Source organism: Azospirillum sp. UENF 312511 (assembly GCF_058780635.1).
Genome location: NZ_JBSNCG010000005.1, coordinates 201,298 through 216,514 on the forward strand (window position 1 = coordinate 201,298; position 15,217 = coordinate 216,514).

12 protein-coding genes are annotated in these 15,217 nt (G+C 69.8%); all 12 read right to left on the bottom strand.

Annotated elements, in window-relative coordinates; all coding sequences use genetic code 11:
* Nucleotides 1-24 precede the first annotated feature (24 nt).
* A complete protein-coding gene (locus ACWPN7_RS29305) occupies nt 25-231 on the bottom strand; it encodes an MbtH family protein (protein WP_459197401.1) in 207 nt (68 codons plus the stop codon).
* 25 nt (nt 232-256) lie between these two features.
* Nucleotides 257-1,012, bottom strand: a complete 756-nt coding sequence (dhbA, locus tag ACWPN7_RS29310; protein WP_451995340.1) for a 2,3-dihydro-2,3-dihydroxybenzoate dehydrogenase — start codon at nt 1,010-1,012, stop codon at nt 257-259.
* Nucleotides 1,009-1,884: an isochorismatase family protein gene (locus tag ACWPN7_RS29315; RefSeq protein ID WP_456526078.1), complete on the bottom strand. Its 876-nt coding sequence runs from the start codon at nt 1,882-1,884 to the stop codon at nt 1,009-1,011. The genes dhbA and ACWPN7_RS29315 overlap by 4 nt, the downstream gene beginning before the upstream one ends.
* The gene (locus ACWPN7_RS29320; protein ID WP_349620159.1) at nt 1,881-3,518 is read right to left on the bottom strand and encodes a (2,3-dihydroxybenzoyl)adenylate synthase; all 1,638 of its coding nucleotides are present in this window, start codon (nt 3,516-3,518) and stop codon (nt 1,881-1,883) included. The genes ACWPN7_RS29315 and ACWPN7_RS29320 overlap by 4 nt, the downstream gene beginning before the upstream one ends.
* Nucleotides 3,515-4,720, bottom strand: a complete 1,206-nt coding sequence (locus ACWPN7_RS29325) for an isochorismate synthase (RefSeq protein WP_349620158.1) — start codon at nt 4,718-4,720, stop codon at nt 3,515-3,517. The genes ACWPN7_RS29320 and ACWPN7_RS29325 overlap by 4 nt, the downstream gene beginning before the upstream one ends.
* A gap of 236 nt (nt 4,721-4,956) precedes the next feature.
* Entirely contained in the window at nt 4,957-8,109 is a 3,153-nt protein-coding gene (locus ACWPN7_RS29330) for an efflux RND transporter permease subunit (RefSeq protein WP_459197400.1), read from the bottom strand.
* A 158-nt stretch (nt 8,110-8,267) separates the two neighbouring features.
* Complete coding sequence (locus tag ACWPN7_RS29335) at nt 8,268-9,353, bottom strand: efflux RND transporter periplasmic adaptor subunit (RefSeq protein WP_103039851.1); 1,086 nt, start codon at nt 9,351-9,353, stop codon at nt 8,268-8,270.
* Entirely contained in the window at nt 9,350-10,600 is a 1,251-nt protein-coding gene (entS, locus tag ACWPN7_RS29340; protein WP_459197399.1) for an enterobactin transporter EntS, read from the bottom strand. Before entS ends, ACWPN7_RS29335 begins: the two co-directional genes overlap by 4 nt.
* A 105-nt stretch (nt 10,601-10,705) precedes the next feature.
* Nucleotides 10,706-12,628, bottom strand: a complete 1,923-nt coding sequence (locus ACWPN7_RS29345) for a TonB-dependent receptor domain-containing protein (RefSeq protein WP_492273549.1) — start codon at nt 12,626-12,628, stop codon at nt 10,706-10,708.
* A 217-nt stretch (nt 12,629-12,845) separates the two neighbouring features.
* The gene (locus ACWPN7_RS29350) at nt 12,846-14,486 is read right to left on the bottom strand and encodes a PepSY-associated TM helix domain-containing protein (RefSeq protein WP_459197398.1); all 1,641 of its coding nucleotides are present in this window, start codon (nt 14,484-14,486) and stop codon (nt 12,846-12,848) included.
* A gap of 42 nt (nt 14,487-14,528) precedes the next feature.
* A complete protein-coding gene (locus ACWPN7_RS29355; protein WP_407825324.1) occupies nt 14,529-14,846 on the bottom strand; it encodes a hypothetical protein in 318 nt (105 codons plus the stop codon).
* A gap of 3 nt (nt 14,847-14,849) precedes the next feature.
* The gene (locus ACWPN7_RS29360) at nt 14,850-15,137 is read right to left on the bottom strand and encodes a hypothetical protein (protein WP_051658518.1); all 288 of its coding nucleotides are present in this window, start codon (nt 15,135-15,137) and stop codon (nt 14,850-14,852) included.
* Nucleotides 15,138-15,217 lie beyond the last annotated feature (80 nt).

Below are 15,217 nucleotides of genomic sequence, written 5' to 3' on the forward strand. Positions count from 1 at the left end.
CCTCATAAGTACTTTGAAAAGCCGTCAGGCGGCGGCGGGGGTGAGGTCGGTCCAGGCGGCCTCGATATGGTCGAGGCAGGCGGCGCGTCCGGCGGGGCCGGAGACCGCAGTCCAGCCTTCCGGCACCGCGGCGAAGCACGGCCACAGGCTGAACTGGCCGGCGTCGTTCGCCAGCGCCAGGAAGTCGTGACGCTCGTCGTCGAAGGGGTTCACATACTGGTCGTTGGTCATCGGGTACATCCCTGAAATGAAAAGGCTAGCGCCCGAGCGTCGCCCCGCCGTCCACCAGCAGGTCGGCGAGCGTGATGTGGCCGGCGGCGGGGGAGGCGAGGAAGACCACCGTCTCCGCCACGTCCCGCGGCGTGGCGAGCTTGCCGAGCGGGATGCCGAGCTTGTGCTGGCCGGGATTGCCCTGGATGGTCTTCGCCGCGCCGTCCGGTCCGCTCCACAGTGCGCGCTGCATCGGCGTGTCGGTGGAGCCGGGGGAAACGACGTTGCAGCGCACGCCGTAGGGCGCCAATTCCAGCCCCACCGTCATGGTCAGGCTGGTCAGCGCGGCCTTCGACGCTCCATAGGCGGCCATGCCGATCCGTGGCACATGGGCGGCGTTGGACGACACGCTGACGATGGCGCCGCCGCTCCCACCGCTTTTGAAGGCCGGGATCACCGCCCGCATCATGTGGAAGGGACCGGCCACGTTGACGGCGAAGGTGTCGCTCCAGTCGGCGTTGGTCATCGCCTCCACCGGTCCCATGCGCAGGATGCCCGCAACGTTGGCCAGGACATCGATCCGCGTGCCCTCGGCGAACAACGCCTCGCAGGTTCCGGCGACCGCGCCGGCGTCGGCGATGTCCAGCGTCACGGCGCGGTAGGGCCGCTCCCCGCTGTCGTGCCAGTGGCGGTCGAAGGCGACGACGATGGCGCCGCGGGCGTGGAAGAGGTCGGCCACGGCCCGCCCGATCCCTTGCCCGGCGCCGGTCACCCAGGCGGTCCGGCCCGCGAAGTCCGTCATGCCGCCACGCGCCCGGAAGCGGCCAGCCGGGGCTCGATCAGCGCCCACCAGCCGTTGATGCTCGGCTGTGCGGCCAGTTCGGCGAAGCCGACCTCGACTCCCGCGGCCTTCCAACGGTCCACCACCTGCATCACCGCGATGGAATCGAGGCCGAAATCCATCAGGTTGTCGTCGTCCCCCGGCACCTCGTCGAGCGAGGCGAGCAGGATGCGCCGCAGCCCGTCCTTGCTCAGCACCGCCGCGGGGGCGGCCAGCACACTGTCGGAATGGATCGTCCGCCCGGCGTTGCGCGCGACGTAGCGCAGCGCCATCATGTGATCCTCGCGCGAGAAGTCGGCGATGGCGTCGGCGATCAGGAAGGGCTTGATGCCGCGCATGAAGGCGTCCAGCGCCGTCTGCATCACGCCGATGTGCGCGTAGATCCCGCAGATCAGGAGCTGGTCGCGCCCCGCCTCCGCCATCATCTCGGCCAGCGGAGCGCGGAAGAAGGCGCTGTAGCGCCATTTCGTCAGCACCCGGTCGTCGGCGTCCGGGGCCAGCGGGGCGACGATGCCGGCGAGGTCCGGCTTGGCCGTCAGTCCCGGACCCCACAGGTCGTTCAGCAGGGCGCGGTCGGCGTCGGACTGCACCGCCGGCTGGGCCGTGTAGACGACGGGCACGCCCAGCGCGTTCAGATGGCGCTTCAGCCGGGCGATCCGGTCGATGCAGCTGACGATGGCCGGGTTCCCCGCGCCGTAGAAGCCGACGAAATAGTCCTGCATGTCGTGGATCAGCAGGACCGCGCGGGCGGGGTCGAGGTTCCAGGATACCTTGTCCTGCGGCAGGTCCGCCGCGGTGGGCAGGGCGTAGGGGGCGATGGATCGGATGGTCATGATGCGGTCGTTTCCATAAGAGCGTTGTCTTGGCGCGCCCGCTCGCGCAGGGTCTGCTTGTCGACCTTGCCGACGGCGGTCTTGGGCAGGTCCGGGACGAAGACGAAGCGGTCGGGCAGCTTGAAGTCGGCGAGCCCCTGGCCGCGCAGGAAGCGGCGCAGCTCCGACGCCTTGGTGCCGGGCGAGGCGATCACGAAGGCACAGGCCCGCTCGCCCATCAGCGCGTCGGGCATGGCGACGACGGCAGCGTGGCTCACCGCGGGGTGGGCGGCCAGCAGGTCTTCGACCTCCTGCGCGTCGATCTTCTCGCCGCCGCGGTTGATCTGGTCCTTGTTGCGCCCGCAGACGACGAGGTTGCCGCCCGGCGCCAGGCTGACCAGATCGCCGCTGCAATAGAAACCCTCGGCGTCGAAGACGCGGGCGTTGTGCGCGTCGGCTTTGTAATAGCCGCGGAAGGTGTAGGGGCCGCGGGTCCACAGCTCCCCCACCGCGCCGGGCGGGACCGGGTGGCCGGCGGCGTCGAGGATGCGGATCTCGTCGTCGGGGCTCATCGGGCGGCCCTGGGTGTTGACCACCGTCCAGGGATCGTCGTCGAGCCGCGTGTAGTTCACCAGCCCTTCCGCCATGCCGAAGACCTGCTGGAGACGGCAGCCCAACCGCTCCGGCACCCGCTCGGCGACGGCGGGGCTGAGCTTGGCGCCGCCCACCTGGACGACCTCCAGGCTCGACAGGTCCTCGCCGCCGCCGGCGGCCTCCAGCCAGACCGACAGCATCGGCGGGACCAGCGCCGCCCAGGTGACGCGGTGGCGGGCGATCAGCGGGAAGCAGGTGGCGGGGCTGGGGTCGCCGGCCATCACCACCGTGCCGCCGGCGTGGAACACGCCGAGCGCGCCGGGCGAGCTGAGCGTGAAGTTGTGCGGTGCCGGCAGGGCGCAGAGGAAGCGGCAGGTTTCGTCCAGCCCGCAGATCTCGACGCTGCGGCGGACGCTGTAGAGATAGTCGTCGTGGGTGCGCGGGATCAGCTTCGGCGTGCCGGTGCTGCCGCCGGACAGCTGGAAGAAGGCCACGCCGGACGGGTCGGCGGCCAAGTCGGCGGACGGGTCCGGCCCGGCGGCATCCTCCGCCAGGGCATCGCCGTCGGCCCAGACGAAGCCGCCGATCCCATCGCTGGACGGAGCGCCGAGCAGGAGCAGCCGCTCCGCCCCGACGGTCTGCGTCATCAGGGTGACCAAAGCCTGGTCCGCCGCCGGCAGGACGACCAGTGCCGGTTCGATCTGGCGCGCGTAGGCGGTCAGCTCGTAGACGCCGTGGCTGTTCAGCGCGTTGACCGGCACCACCCCGCAGCGCAGCAGGGCGAAGAAGACCAGATAGAATTCCGCGCGGTTGGGCAGCCGCACCAACGCCGTGTCGCCGGGCCGCAGGCCGCGGGCGCGGAAGGCCGCCGTCAGACGGAGCGACAGTACCTGCAGGTCGGCGTAGCGGAACCGGCGTTCCCCGCAGAGGATCGCGGTGGCCTCCGCCGCCGCACCCCGGTGACGGTCGATCACGTCGGTCAGCGGATCGCCGGTCCAGTAGCCCTTGGCGCGGTAGCGCTCCGCGAACGCGGCGGGACAGGGCGTGAAGGGAATGGTCACGACGCCAGCTCCACCGGAAGGTCGGTGTTGGAGGGTTGAGCGGACGCGACGCCGAACAGGTTCAGCATGGTGGTCAGCTTCGCCGCCGTCTCCTCCCACTCGGCCGCCGGGTCGGAATCCGCGACGACGCCGGCCCCGGCGTAGAGGCGCAGATGCCGGCCCTGGACCAGCCCGCAGCGGATGGACAGCGCCCATTCGCCGTTGCCCCGGCTGTCCATCCAGCCGACCATGCCGCCGTACCAGTTGCGGGCGTAGCCCTCCAGCCGGTCGATGGCGTCGCGGGCGAGGCCGGTCGGCGTGCCGCAGATCGCCGGCGTCGGGTGCAGCGCGTGGGCGAGCCGCAACGACGACACCGCGGGATCGGCCAATTCACCGGTCAGTTCGGTGGACAGGTGCAGCATGGTCGGGGTGCGGATCACGCTGGGGGCGTCCGGAACGGACAACGGGTTGCAATGGCCGGCAAGCGCCGCGCGCACGGCATCGACGACGTATCGGTGCTCCGTCCGGTCCTTCGTGGAGGCGAGCAGGGCGGCGGTGCGCTGGCGCTCCACCTCGGCGGACGGGCTGCGCGGGGCGGAGCCGGCCAGCGGATTGCTGACCACGGTCCGCCCGGTCTTACGGATCAGCAGTTCCGGGCTTGCCCCCACCAGGGTCTGTCCGTAGGCGACCGGGGCCGCGAAGACATGAGCGCCGGGATTCTGCCGCAGCAGGGCGCGCAGCAGGCGGCCCGGCGCGAAGGCCTCGCGTGCTTCCACGTCGAGCGGGCGCGACAGCACGACCTTTTTCAAAGCGGTGTCGCGGAACAGGTCGATGGCCTGGGCCACCGCCGCCTCGAAGGCGTTGCGCCCCACCGTCTCCTCGATGGCGTTCAGCGCGACGGGGTCGGGGTCGGCGGCCATCCGGCCGGCGTCCTCGTAATCGCAATGCTCGGGAATGAACAGGCGGGCGTGCTGGCGTCCGTCGAAGGGGACGGCGCCGACCAGAATTGGATTCTCGACACCCTGGGCCTTGCGGCGGCGGAAGGCGCGGTCCAGCGCCTCCTCCCACCGGCCATCGGCGAAGCTGCGGTCGTCGAGGGCCACGTCCAGCCGCTCATCCACGCCGTAGGCTTTCAGGACGCGGCCACGCGAGGCGAAGGCGAAATCCGGGTCGGAACGGCCGCCGAGCGGCCGCTCCCCGGCGGGCAGGGGTAGAACGTCCATGGAAACACGAGCCTCCACTGTCCATCCGCCAGGGCGGACGACGTTGACATGTTCGGAAAAAAGGCGCGCCGCTACCGGTCCGTGTGGGCGCGGGAATCACCACCGGCGTTCTGCCGGGGCCGTGAGCGGCGTCCGCATACATAGAAATGCGAATGATTCTCATTCGCAATATAGGGATATGTCCATTCCCACGCAAGTGCTTTCTGCAACCGACGCGGGATTTTTCGCTCTCGGAATTAATCGCCCGCTTCCGCCACCCTCCGGTCGTGCGTTCTGGCGCCCAAGCGGTCGGACAGGCGGAAGACCAGGGACAGCACGACGGGCAGGACCGTCACCGTCACCAGACTGGAGATCAGCAGGCCGCACAGCACGACCAGCCCCAGCCCGCGGTACAGCTCCGTTCCGGCGCTGGACACCGCGACCATCGGGATCAGGCCGGCGGCGGTCGTCACGGTGGTGATCAGGATGGGGCGCAGTCGACTCTGCAAGGCGTCGGCAATGGCCTCCGCCCCGGACATGCCGTGCGTCCGTCGGTTCACGGCGGCCTGTTCGACGATCAGGATGGGGTTATTCACCACCGTCCCGACCAGCACCAGGAAGCCCATCATGGTCAGCACGTCGAAGGGCTGCGGCGGGCCGAAGCCTCCGGGCAGGCCGGTGGCGAGGTTGTAGAGCCACAACCCGACCAGCCCGCCGCCGATCCCCGTGGGCACCACCGCCATGATGATCAGCGGATAGCCCCAGTGCGAGAAGACGGCGACCAGAACCAGATAGGTGATGGCGAGCGCCAGCAGGAACCCGCCGGTCAGGGCGGAGCGCAACTCGTCCAGCGATCCGCCGGCCCCGGTGATGCGGGTGCTCATCCCGTCGGGAATCACGCCCTCGGCGCGCAGCCGGTCCACCAGATCGCTCCGCACCGCGGCGATGCCGGATTCCAGCGCCACCGACCGTGGCGGGATGATGGTCAGGGTGACCGTCCGGAACCCGTCGATCCGCGCGATGCTGGAGGAGCCCACGGTTTCCCGAAGCTCGGCGAGGCTGGACAGCGGCACCGGGGCGCCGCGGCCGGTGTGGAGCACCAGATCGGCGAAGCTCTGGCGGTCGCGGCCCAGGCCCCCGGCCACCCGCAGATAGATGTCCAGCGTCTCGTCGTTCAGCAGATACTCGTCGGCGAAGGCGCCGTCCGAATAGGCGCGCAGCGTGTAGCCCAGCTCGGCCAGCCCGATTCCCATCTCGCCCGCGCGCTCCCAGTTCGGGTGCAGCTCCAGGAAGGGCTGCGACATGGCCAGCGTGGGCGGGGAGGGGTCGCTGTTGACCTGCCCGTCGGGGAAAAGGTCGCCCGCGCGGTCGAGCACCGTCAGCGCCGTGGCGTAGAGCGCGGTCAGGTCGCCGCCGCTCAGTTCCAGCCGGATGGCGCGGGCGCCGCCGCTGTTGCCGGAAAAGATCGACCCGCGCGCGGCGAAGCCGCGCATTCCGGGAATCGCCCGCATCCGCTTGGTGACGTTGGCGATCAGCGCGTCGGTGTCGGCGGGGTTGATCGGCTCCGTCACGAAGCGGATGAAGCCGGGGCGGATGAAGCTCAGATTGACGCGCAGCGGCGGAATGCCGGTCTCGGCGTCGGTGTCCGCAGCACCCACCTGACGGCTCAGCAGCGGGTCGATCTGCCGCCAGACCTCCTGCATCGAGTCCATGCTGTAACCGGGTGGGGCGGCCATGAAGCTGAAGACGGTGGCCTCCTCGCCCTCCGGCAGATATTCGGCGGGCGGCACCATGGTGAGCATGACGGCGACCATGGCCGCGGCGGAGACGGCGAGGATCGCCAGCTCGCGCCGGGCGCTGCGCAGCATCCAGCGCACCGCCACACCCAGCGCACCCTCCTTATCCGGAGCGTTTCCTGCCGGGGACGCCACCGACCAACGCCCAGCGACCACCGGGACCAGGACGAGGGCGGCGAACATCGACATGATGACGGCGCCGGTGATGGCGATGGCGATGTCGGAATAGAGCTGTCCGGCCTCCGCCGTGATGAACAGCACGGGCAGGAAGACCAGGACGGTGGTGAGGGTGGAGGACAGGATCGCCGGCCAGACCTCGGCGATGCCGTCCTCGGTCGCGGCGGCCTTCGACTTGCCCATGCGCAGGTGCCGGGCGATGGCGTCCAGCGCGACCACACTGTTGTCCAGCGTCATGCCGATGGCGAAGGCGACGCCGGACAGCGAGATCACGTTGATGCTGCGCCCCGCCGCCGCCAGGACCAGCAGGGTCGCCAGCGTGCAGACCGGCATGCTCGCCGCCGCCGCGGCGGTCGCCGGGATGGAGCGCAGGAACAGCAGGAGCACCACCGCGGCCAGCACGCTGCCGGCGATCAGGTTGCTCAGCACGTTGTCGATGGACCGTTCCATGTAGCGCACGTCCTCCGACAGCAGCCGCATGGACAGCCCGCGCTCCTTCAGGGCGTGGCGGTTCAGCTCCTCCACCGCGTCGGTCACCGCCTCCTTGACGGCGATGACGTTGGCGCCGGCCCGCTTGCCGATGGTGACGAGCAGGGTGGGGCGCCCGTCGGCGAAGGCGACGCTGCGCGCCTCCTGGGTCGCCATGGTCACCGAGCCGACGTCGCGCAGGCGGATCGCCGTGCCGTTCTCGCGCGCGACGATCAGGTCGGCCAGATCCTCCAGATCGGCGAAGCGCCCGATGGTGCGCAGGAAATAGCGGCGCTTGCCGAAGTCGCGGTCGCCGCCGGAGACGTCGCGGTTGCGCGCCCGCACGGCGTCGCGCACCGTCCCCACATTCAGGTTGCGGGCGGACAGCTTCAGCGGGTCGAGCAGGATGTGGATTTCCTGCGCGGCCCCGCCGATCACCTCGGCCTTCGCCACGCCGGCCACACGCTCCAGCCGCGGGCGCAGGACGTTCTCGATCCAATTGGTCTCGCGCTGGATGGATTCTGCGTCGGTGGCACCGTCCAGCCGCTCGACGCCGAAGAACAGGAAGGGCTCGGCCGTCGCGGATTCGGCGACGATGCGCGGGCGGTCCACCGTTTCCGGATAGTCGGTGACCTGCGACAGCGCGTTGTCGATGTGGATCAGCGCCTCGTCGACGGATGTGCCGGAGGGGAATTCCAGCTCCACCTGACCGCCGCCAAACTCGGCGCTGGAGGACAGGCGGACGAGGCCGGGGATGGCGCGCAGGTATTTCTCCTGCTCGATCAGGATTTCCTGTTCGACGTCCTGCGGGGTGGCGCCGGGCCAGTTGGTTTCCACCATGATCCGGCGCGGGCTGATGTCGGGGATCATCTGCACCGGAATGCGGAAGACCGACACCGCGCCCAGCAGGCACAGGATCAGGACCGACACCAAGGCGGCCAGCGGGTTGCGCAGGATCAGGCGGGTCATCGTGACTCCGGATAGGAAACTTGCGGTTTTCCCTCTCCCCTCTGGGGAGAGGGTTAGGGTGAGGGGGTTGCGCTTTTGCCGGACGTACCGCCGAGCGCAACCCCCTCACCGCCCGCTTCGCGGGCACCCTCTCCCCAGAGGGGAGAGGGCTGAACTCTTCACCCCACCATGTCCGGGACGACCGGCTGGTCGGGGCGCAGGCCCTCGTTGCCCTGGACGACCACCAGATCGTCGGGGCGAAGCTCGGAACTGAGGACCTCCACATGGTCGCCGGAATGGCGGCCCGTGCGCACCGCCACCGGCCGGGCCACCGCCCCGTCGCCACCGCGCTGCACCACCCAAACGCGGGCGCTGCCGTCGGGATGGCGCTGCACCGCGTCCGCCGGGACCTGGAGCGCGACCTCCGCCATTCCCGGCGCCGGGCTGAGCGCGACGCCGACGCGCGCCGACATGCCGGGCATCAGCCGCCCCTCGGGGTTGGGAAGCGCGATGTGGACGCGGAAGCTGCGGCTGACCGGATCGGCGGCGGGCACCACCCGCTCGACCGCTGCGGCGATGCCGGCCCCCTCCGCCGCGTCGGCGACCAGAACGGTGACCGGCGTGCCGGCTTCGATGCGCCCGTGCTGGCGCTCCGGCACATCGACGACGACGCGCAACGGGTCGGTGACGGTGAGTTGAAGCACCGAGCCGCCGGCCCCCACCCATTGCCCGCGTTCGGTGCGCCGTTCGGTCACCACCCCGGCGAAGGGCGCGGTCAGCCCGTGGCGCGCCACCTGCTCGCGCTGGATGGCGACGGCGGCGCGGAGTTGGCGGACCTTGGCCTCCTCAATGGCGGCCTGGGCGAGCTGCGTGCGGAAGCGGGACTGCGATACGCTCTGCACGCCGGCCAGGGCCTCGGCCTCGCGGGCCAGCCGCAGGGCGTCGCGTTGCAGGTGTTCGGCCTCGGCCAGGGAATGCTCCAGCCGCTCCAGTTCCAACCGGGCGACGATGTCGTCCAGCCGCAGCAGGGGCTGCCCGGCCTCCACCCGGTCGCCGGCCTCGACCAGCAGGGAGTCCACCCGGCCCTCGACCTGGGCCGACAGGGCGCTGCTCTGCGGCGACACCAGCGTGCCGGGGAGGTGCAGCGTCTGGCGGACGGGGGCGGCGACCACCGCCGTTACCTTCACCCGCGTCTGGGCGGCGGCAGGAAGCGCCGCGGCGAGCAAAGCGGCGGTCAGCAGGATCGGCATGGCGCGGGTCATCATCCGGTTCCCTCCAGGGCAGGGTCGCTCATTGGCGCTTCGCGCATCGTGGTGGCGGTGGCGGTCACGGCGGCGGCGAGCGCCAAGGCGCCCAGGCCAAGCGCCAGGATTCCCACGGCGGGGCTCAGCATCGTCGCCAGCAGGCCCATGCCGATGGTGCCGGCGCTGTCGCCGAACACGTCCTGCGCGGTCCACAGGCTGTTGACACGACCGAGCAAGTGGTCGGGCGTGTGGCCCTGGACCATGCTGTATTCCAGAAGCGAGGCGATGGAGGTGGCGTAGCCGAACAGCACCAGCACGGGCAGCGCCACATAAAGGCTCCCGGCGGCCCCGATCGCGGCGACGCAGGCGAAGGCGCCCATGCAGACGCCGCCCATCGCCAGACCCGGTCGCTCCAGCCGCGCGGCCCAGCCGCTGAGCGCGGCGCCCAGCGTCGCCCCGATGGGAACGGCGCTGTACATCAGCCCGGTCTCGAAGGCGCCGCCGCCGAACACCTCCTCGACCAGAGCCGGGAAGAGGATTCGGATGGAGGTGGCGATCGTGGTCAGGCAACCGAGCGCGACCACGCTCACGATCACCTTGTGGCCGGCGAGGAAGGCGAAGGCCTGCGCCATGGCGCGCAGCGGATTCTCCCCGGCCTCGCCCTGCGGCATCATCCGGGGCAGGCCGAGCAGCGTCAGAACGGTCAGCCCGGTGCCCAGCGCCGTCAGCAGATAGACCCAGCCGACGCCCAGCCCGGCGATCAGCAGGCCGCCCAGCGCCGGCGACAGGATGGTGGCGACGCGCATCGACAACATGCCCAGCGCGCGGGCCTGTACCAGATTGGCGCGCCCGACGAGATGGGGCATCGCCGCCAGCAGGGCGTTGACGCCGATTGCTCCGAAGAAGCCGTCCCAGAAGGACAGGGCGTAGATCGCCGGAAGGGACGGGGAGGGCAGCGCCGCGTTGGCCGCCAGCCCGAGGAAGCCCAGGCCGCAGACGCTGCGGGCGACCAGGATCAGCCGGCGGCGGTCCATCCGGTCGGCCAGCACGCCGCCCAGCAGCAGCCCCAGGAACATGCCGACGCCGTCGCAGGCGGCGGCCATCCCGACCTGAAGGCTCGACCCGGTGAGGGCGTAGACCTGGAGCGGCACCGCCACCGCCAGCAGGCCGAGCGCCATCAGCGAAATCGTCCGGGCGATCAGCACGCGGCGGAAATCGGGGTTGGTCTTCAGGAGGCTGACATCGACGAAAAGGTTCGACAGGATCATGGGCGGGCCTTTCCGGCACCGGCGCCCGCGGCCACGGGACCGAAGGCGTCTTTGAAAAGCGGGCGCGCCCGCCCCCGGAGCAGGCCGGGAACGGGCGGCGGCGGATCAGAAGCGGTAGTTGGCGGAGACGTAGTAGTTGCGTCCCACCTCCACCGATGTGAAGTTGACGTTCTTCTCGCTGAGGATGACGTCGGTGATGTTCTTGACGCCGGCCCCGACGGTCAGCGCCTCGGTGACGTCGGCGCTGACGCCCCAGTTCAGCAGGGTGTAGCCGGGCATCTTGCTGGTGCCCTGCAATTGCGGGCCGGTGTAGCTGGTCGACACCGACGTGCTGATGTTGTCGAGCGCCTGCCACGTCAGGGAGGCGTTGACCTTGTGGCGCGGACGGTAGTCCAGTTCCGCACCGTTGCTCTGCTCGGTGTAGAGGTAGGTGTAGTTGCCTGACAGCAGCAGCTTCGGAGTCAGGCTGACGGAGCCGGTTACCTCGACGCCCGAGATGTCCACATTGTTGATGTTGCTCCAATTGCGGGCGACGGCCACCGGATCGTAGACTGCCTGGATCATGTCCTTGACCTTGTTGTGGAACAGCACGACGCTGCCGTCCCAGCGGTCATAGCGGGTTTCCAGGCCGATCTCGTAGTTGGTGCTGGTCTCCGGTTCGAGGTCCGGGTTGCCCGACAGGAAGCAGCGGCCGCCACAGCTCACGATCCGGTATTCGCGGCTGAGCTGGTAGGCGTCCGGCGCCTTGTAGCCCTGGCTGACGCCGGCCTTCAGCGACAGCGCGTCGGTCAGCGCGTAGACGACGTTGGCGCGGCTGGTGAACTCGCCGCCGAAGATCTCGTGGTGGTCGTAACGGGTGCCGACCGTCAGGGTCAGCCCGTCGATCAGCCCGATCTGGTCCTGGAGATAGACGGCCTTCTGCCCGATTTCCGATTTGCCGGACTGCAGGAAGGTGTTGGGGTCCTCCACCGTCTGCTTGCGGTATTCCGCACCCGCGGTCAGCCGATTGAAGCCGAGCCGGAAGTTGCTGCGGCCGTGCAGGAACAGGTTCTTCTCCTTCAGATGGCGCTGCTGCGGCGCGTTGAAGGACGAGTTGTAGTCGTCGATGCGGCCGTCTTCGTAGTTGGCCTCCACCAGCGTGTCGCCCCAGCCCCAGTTGCCGCGGTGGGCGGCACCGAAGGTGTTGCGGACGATCTCCTGCTTCTGGGAGGAGAGCCAGCGGTCGTAATAGCCGCGGGGCCGGTTGTCGCGGTTCAGGCCGTAGTTGGCCTCCAGCGTCTGGTTCTCCGTCACGTCGAAGGCCAGTGTGGTCAGCAGGTTCGCCAGATTCTTCTTTTCAAGCACCGGAACGACGCCGTTGTAGCGGGAGTTGTCGTACCAAGCCTGCCGGTTGAAATACTCGGCGGAGACCGAAGCCGACACCTTGTCCACGATCGGGCCGGCGGCGTAGAGGCCGGTGCGGTACTGGGTGCCGCCGCGGCCCGGCTCGACGACGCGGTAGTCGCCGTTGATCTCGCCCGACCATGTGTCGGTCGGCTTCTTGGTGATGATGTTGACCACACCGCCGATGGCGTCCGATCCGTAGAGCGACGACAAGGGGCCGCGCACCACCTCCACCCGCTCGATGGCCGACATCGGGATCGAGTGGTAGTCGAAGTCGCCGCCGCGCCACAGCGCGTCGGAGGTGGACACCCGGCGGCCGTTCACCAGCACCAGCGAGTAGTTGGCGCCCATGCCGCGGATCACCACCTCGTCACGGCCGGTGGCGTCGGTGCGGTCGTTCACGCCCACCGAACGGCCCAGGATCTCCGGCAGGCCGGAGGAGGCGACGCCCTCCTTCTTCAGGTCTTCCGACGTGATGACGGTGGTGAAGGCGGGAGCGGTCAGCGTGCTTTCCGGCGTGCCGGTCGCGGTGACCGTCACCGGACCCAAAGTCTGGGCCCCGGCGGTCGTCCCTTCCGTGGCGGCCTGCTGGGCCAGCGCCGGCGTTCCCCCCGCCAGCGCGACCGCCAGAACCGCACCCACCATGGTTGCGGATTTCCCCGCAGCCACCGGACGGCCCGCTGCCGTCCCTTCCTGTGCACACGCCCCCGCTGTGCGAATGGTCATGCTCATATCCCCTGATTAGGCAAATCCGTAATTGCTAATGCGACTCATTCTCAATTACGCCGTTCGATTGTTAGTGCATATCCCTTATCGCCGCAAGGGATATGACTCGGCTCGGTTGTTTTTCGGGTGCTTCCAATCACTCAGCCGGGTGGGCCAGCGGCTGCATGCCCATCTCAGATTTCGGGCGCTCGCCAGCGGCCGCCCAAACGCTGTCCCGCGGGCCGCCGAGGGCGCGCCGCTCCGCGCTGCGGGCCATCGCGGCGAAGGCCAGGGCGCCGGCCAACGCCACCAGATCGACACCGATCAGCCCATCCGACAGCCATAGGCCCGGCATGACGAGTCCGAGCAGCGAGGTCGCCGGGATGGCAACGGTGGCCGCCGCGCTGGCCCACAGAAGCTCCACACCGGCGCGGGACGCCCCGCGCAGGAAGGCCCAGGCGCAGGCGCCCAGGAAGGTTGCGTAGTAGACGCCCCAATGCCAGGCGTGCAGGTCGTCCACCAGCCCGCTCAGCCATTTCCCGGCGGCGATGGTCAGCGACAGGCCGGCCACACAGCCCAGGCAGACCCCGACCGTCCCGGCGGCCAGCAGGCGGGTGGCGCGGCTCTGCTCGACCGGGCCGACGACCGGCCGGCCTTTCGCCTGCCGCTCCGACCGCCGCCGCGATTCGATCCACAGCAGGTTGCCGGTGTAGAACAGCGCCGCCCCGGCCAGCCCGAGCAGGAAATAGGACCAGCGCACGATGCCGCCGCCGAAGCTGCCGAAATGCAGCGCGAAGAAGGCGGAGACGGTGGCCGACCAGCCATTCTGGTGCCCCGGCATGTATTCGGTGTCGATGATCCGGCCGTCCACCGCCCCCATCAGCACGAAGCCCTCCCGCCGCACCAGATAGCGCAGGTCATGGCCCCAGACGCGCACGGTGGCGGCCCCGGTGCCGGCGTCGTGATACTCCAGGCTGACCGGCTGGAAGCCGGGGGCGAGGCTGTGGACGCGCGCCAGGAACTCCTTGGGCGGCAGCATCCCCGCCGGACTCATGTCCTTCGAAACGGTGCGGAAGGGGCTGCTGGCCGCCGCCACGGCGCGCATCTGCCCGCCGTAGACCACGCGGTCCAGCGTGTCGTAGATGTGGTCGTGCAGCCCGAACACCACCGCCGACAGGGCGATGACGAGGTGGAAGGGCAGGCTGATCAGCCCCAGCACGTTGTGGGCGTCCAGCCACAGGCGCTTCACGTTCCGGGTGACGCGCAGGATCAGGAAATCCTTGACCAGCGATGGCAGCAGGATGATCGCCCCCGACACCAGCGCTACCACATAGAGCGCGCTGGCGATGCCGGTCACCGTCGTGCCGATGTCGAGATCGCCCGGAATGCCCACGGTGCGGTGCAGGAAGTCCACCAGCAGCCCGATGCCCGACGGGTTGAGCTGCTCCACCGCCACGCTGCCGTCCGGCGCCAGGGTGGCGGCCCAGGGGGCGGGGTCGAAGCGTTCCTCCGTCCAGGTCAGGCGCAGCGGCGCCTCTCCGGCCAGGGCCGGCTCGACCGCCAGGGTGAAGTCCCGCACCTCCGGCCGCAGGGCGCGCGTGGCGGCGACCAGTTCCTCCGCCCGGTCGAGCGTCGCCGGGGTCACCGCCGCCGGCGGCGTGATCCAGCGTTCCAGCGGTTCCTTGAACATGGTGAGGGCGCCGGCATAGAAGCAGACGAACAGGATCAGTCCGGTCAGGATGCCGGTCCAGGTGTGGACCTGACGGTAGAGGCGCACGACGTCGGTGCGGATGGCCATGGCTCGGCTCGCGGCTGTGAGGGCGGGACAGGTGGCAAAGGGTCAGTGCAGCAGCGGGCTGCGCGCGGCGAGCAGCGCCGTGTGGGCCAGGATGTTGGCGCAGCCCAGCCACATCCAGGCCTGTCGCCCGCTGCGGAACAGGAAGCAGACGCTGGCCACCCCCAGCCAGATTGGAACGACGAGCCACATGATGAATTGCAGCTTGTTCACCGCCGCCGGCCCGCCGGGGCCGATCCAGGCGAACAGCCCCGCCATTGCGATGGCCAGCGAGAATCCCAGGACCACGCCGGCCACACCCTTGCTCCACCAGTCAGGACGGATCGGAGCCTGCGTGTTGCGGGCGGAGGATGCGTCGGCCATCGCTCAGCCCTCCCGGCGCGCGAGCATGGCTCCGCGGGCGGCGGCGGCGAAGGGCAGGATGGTGAGGAGCAGCATCGCGACGGTGAGGCTGGTGAACAGCGCGGTCACCGGATGCATCACCACCGACCACAGCAGCCACCCTTCCAGCAGGGCAAGCGTCCCAATGATGCGGCTGCGCCGGCCGGCCAGCGGGCGGGTCAGCCATTGCTGGCGCGGTGCCGAAAGGTAGAATGCGGCGATTCCGACCGAGGTCGCGGCCAAGGCCAGCCCGTGAAAGGCGGCTTCTGCCATCGGTGCGTTTCCAATCATGGCGCGCCAATCCGATTTGGTGGAGAGAGGCCATGTTTTGCCAATCAGGAATTGAAATTGCA

Bases quoted from the DNA above. Each gene is read 5' to 3' on its own strand.
- ACWPN7_RS29305 (WP_459197401.1), bottom strand. From the start codon at position 231: ATGACCAACGACCAGTATGTGAACCCCTTCGACGACGAGCGTCACGAC.
- dhbA (WP_451995340.1), bottom strand. From the start codon at position 1,012: ATGACGGACTTCGCGGGCCGGACCGCCTGGGTGACCGGCGCCGGGCAA.
- ACWPN7_RS29315 (WP_456526078.1), bottom strand. From the start codon at position 1,884: ATGACCATCCGATCCATCGCCCCCTACGCCCTGCCCACCGCGGCGGAC.
- ACWPN7_RS29325 (WP_349620158.1), bottom strand. From the start codon at position 4,720: ATGGACGTTCTACCCCTGCCCGCCGGGGAGCGGCCGCTCGGCGGCCGT.
- ACWPN7_RS29330 (WP_459197400.1), bottom strand. From the start codon at position 8,109: ATGACCCGCCTGATCCTGCGCAACCCGCTGGCCGCCTTGGTGTCGGTC.
- ACWPN7_RS29335 (WP_103039851.1), bottom strand. From the start codon at position 9,353: ATGATGACCCGCGCCATGCCGATCCTGCTGACCGCCGCTTTGCTCGCC.
- entS (WP_459197399.1), bottom strand. From the start codon at position 10,600: ATGATCCTGTCGAACCTTTTCGTCGATGTCAGCCTCCTGAAGACCAAC.
- ACWPN7_RS29345 (WP_492273549.1), bottom strand. From the start codon at position 12,628: ATGGTGGGTGCGGTTCTGGCGGTCGCGCTGGCGGGGGGAACGCCGGCG.
- ACWPN7_RS29350 (WP_459197398.1), bottom strand. From the start codon at position 14,486: ATGGCCATCCGCACCGACGTCGTGCGCCTCTACCGTCAGGTCCACACC.
- ACWPN7_RS29355 (WP_407825324.1), bottom strand. From the start codon at position 14,846: ATGGCCGACGCATCCTCCGCCCGCAACACGCAGGCTCCGATCCGTCCT.
- ACWPN7_RS29360 (WP_051658518.1), bottom strand. From the start codon at position 15,137: ATGGCAGAAGCCGCCTTTCACGGGCTGGCCTTGGCCGCGACCTCGGTC.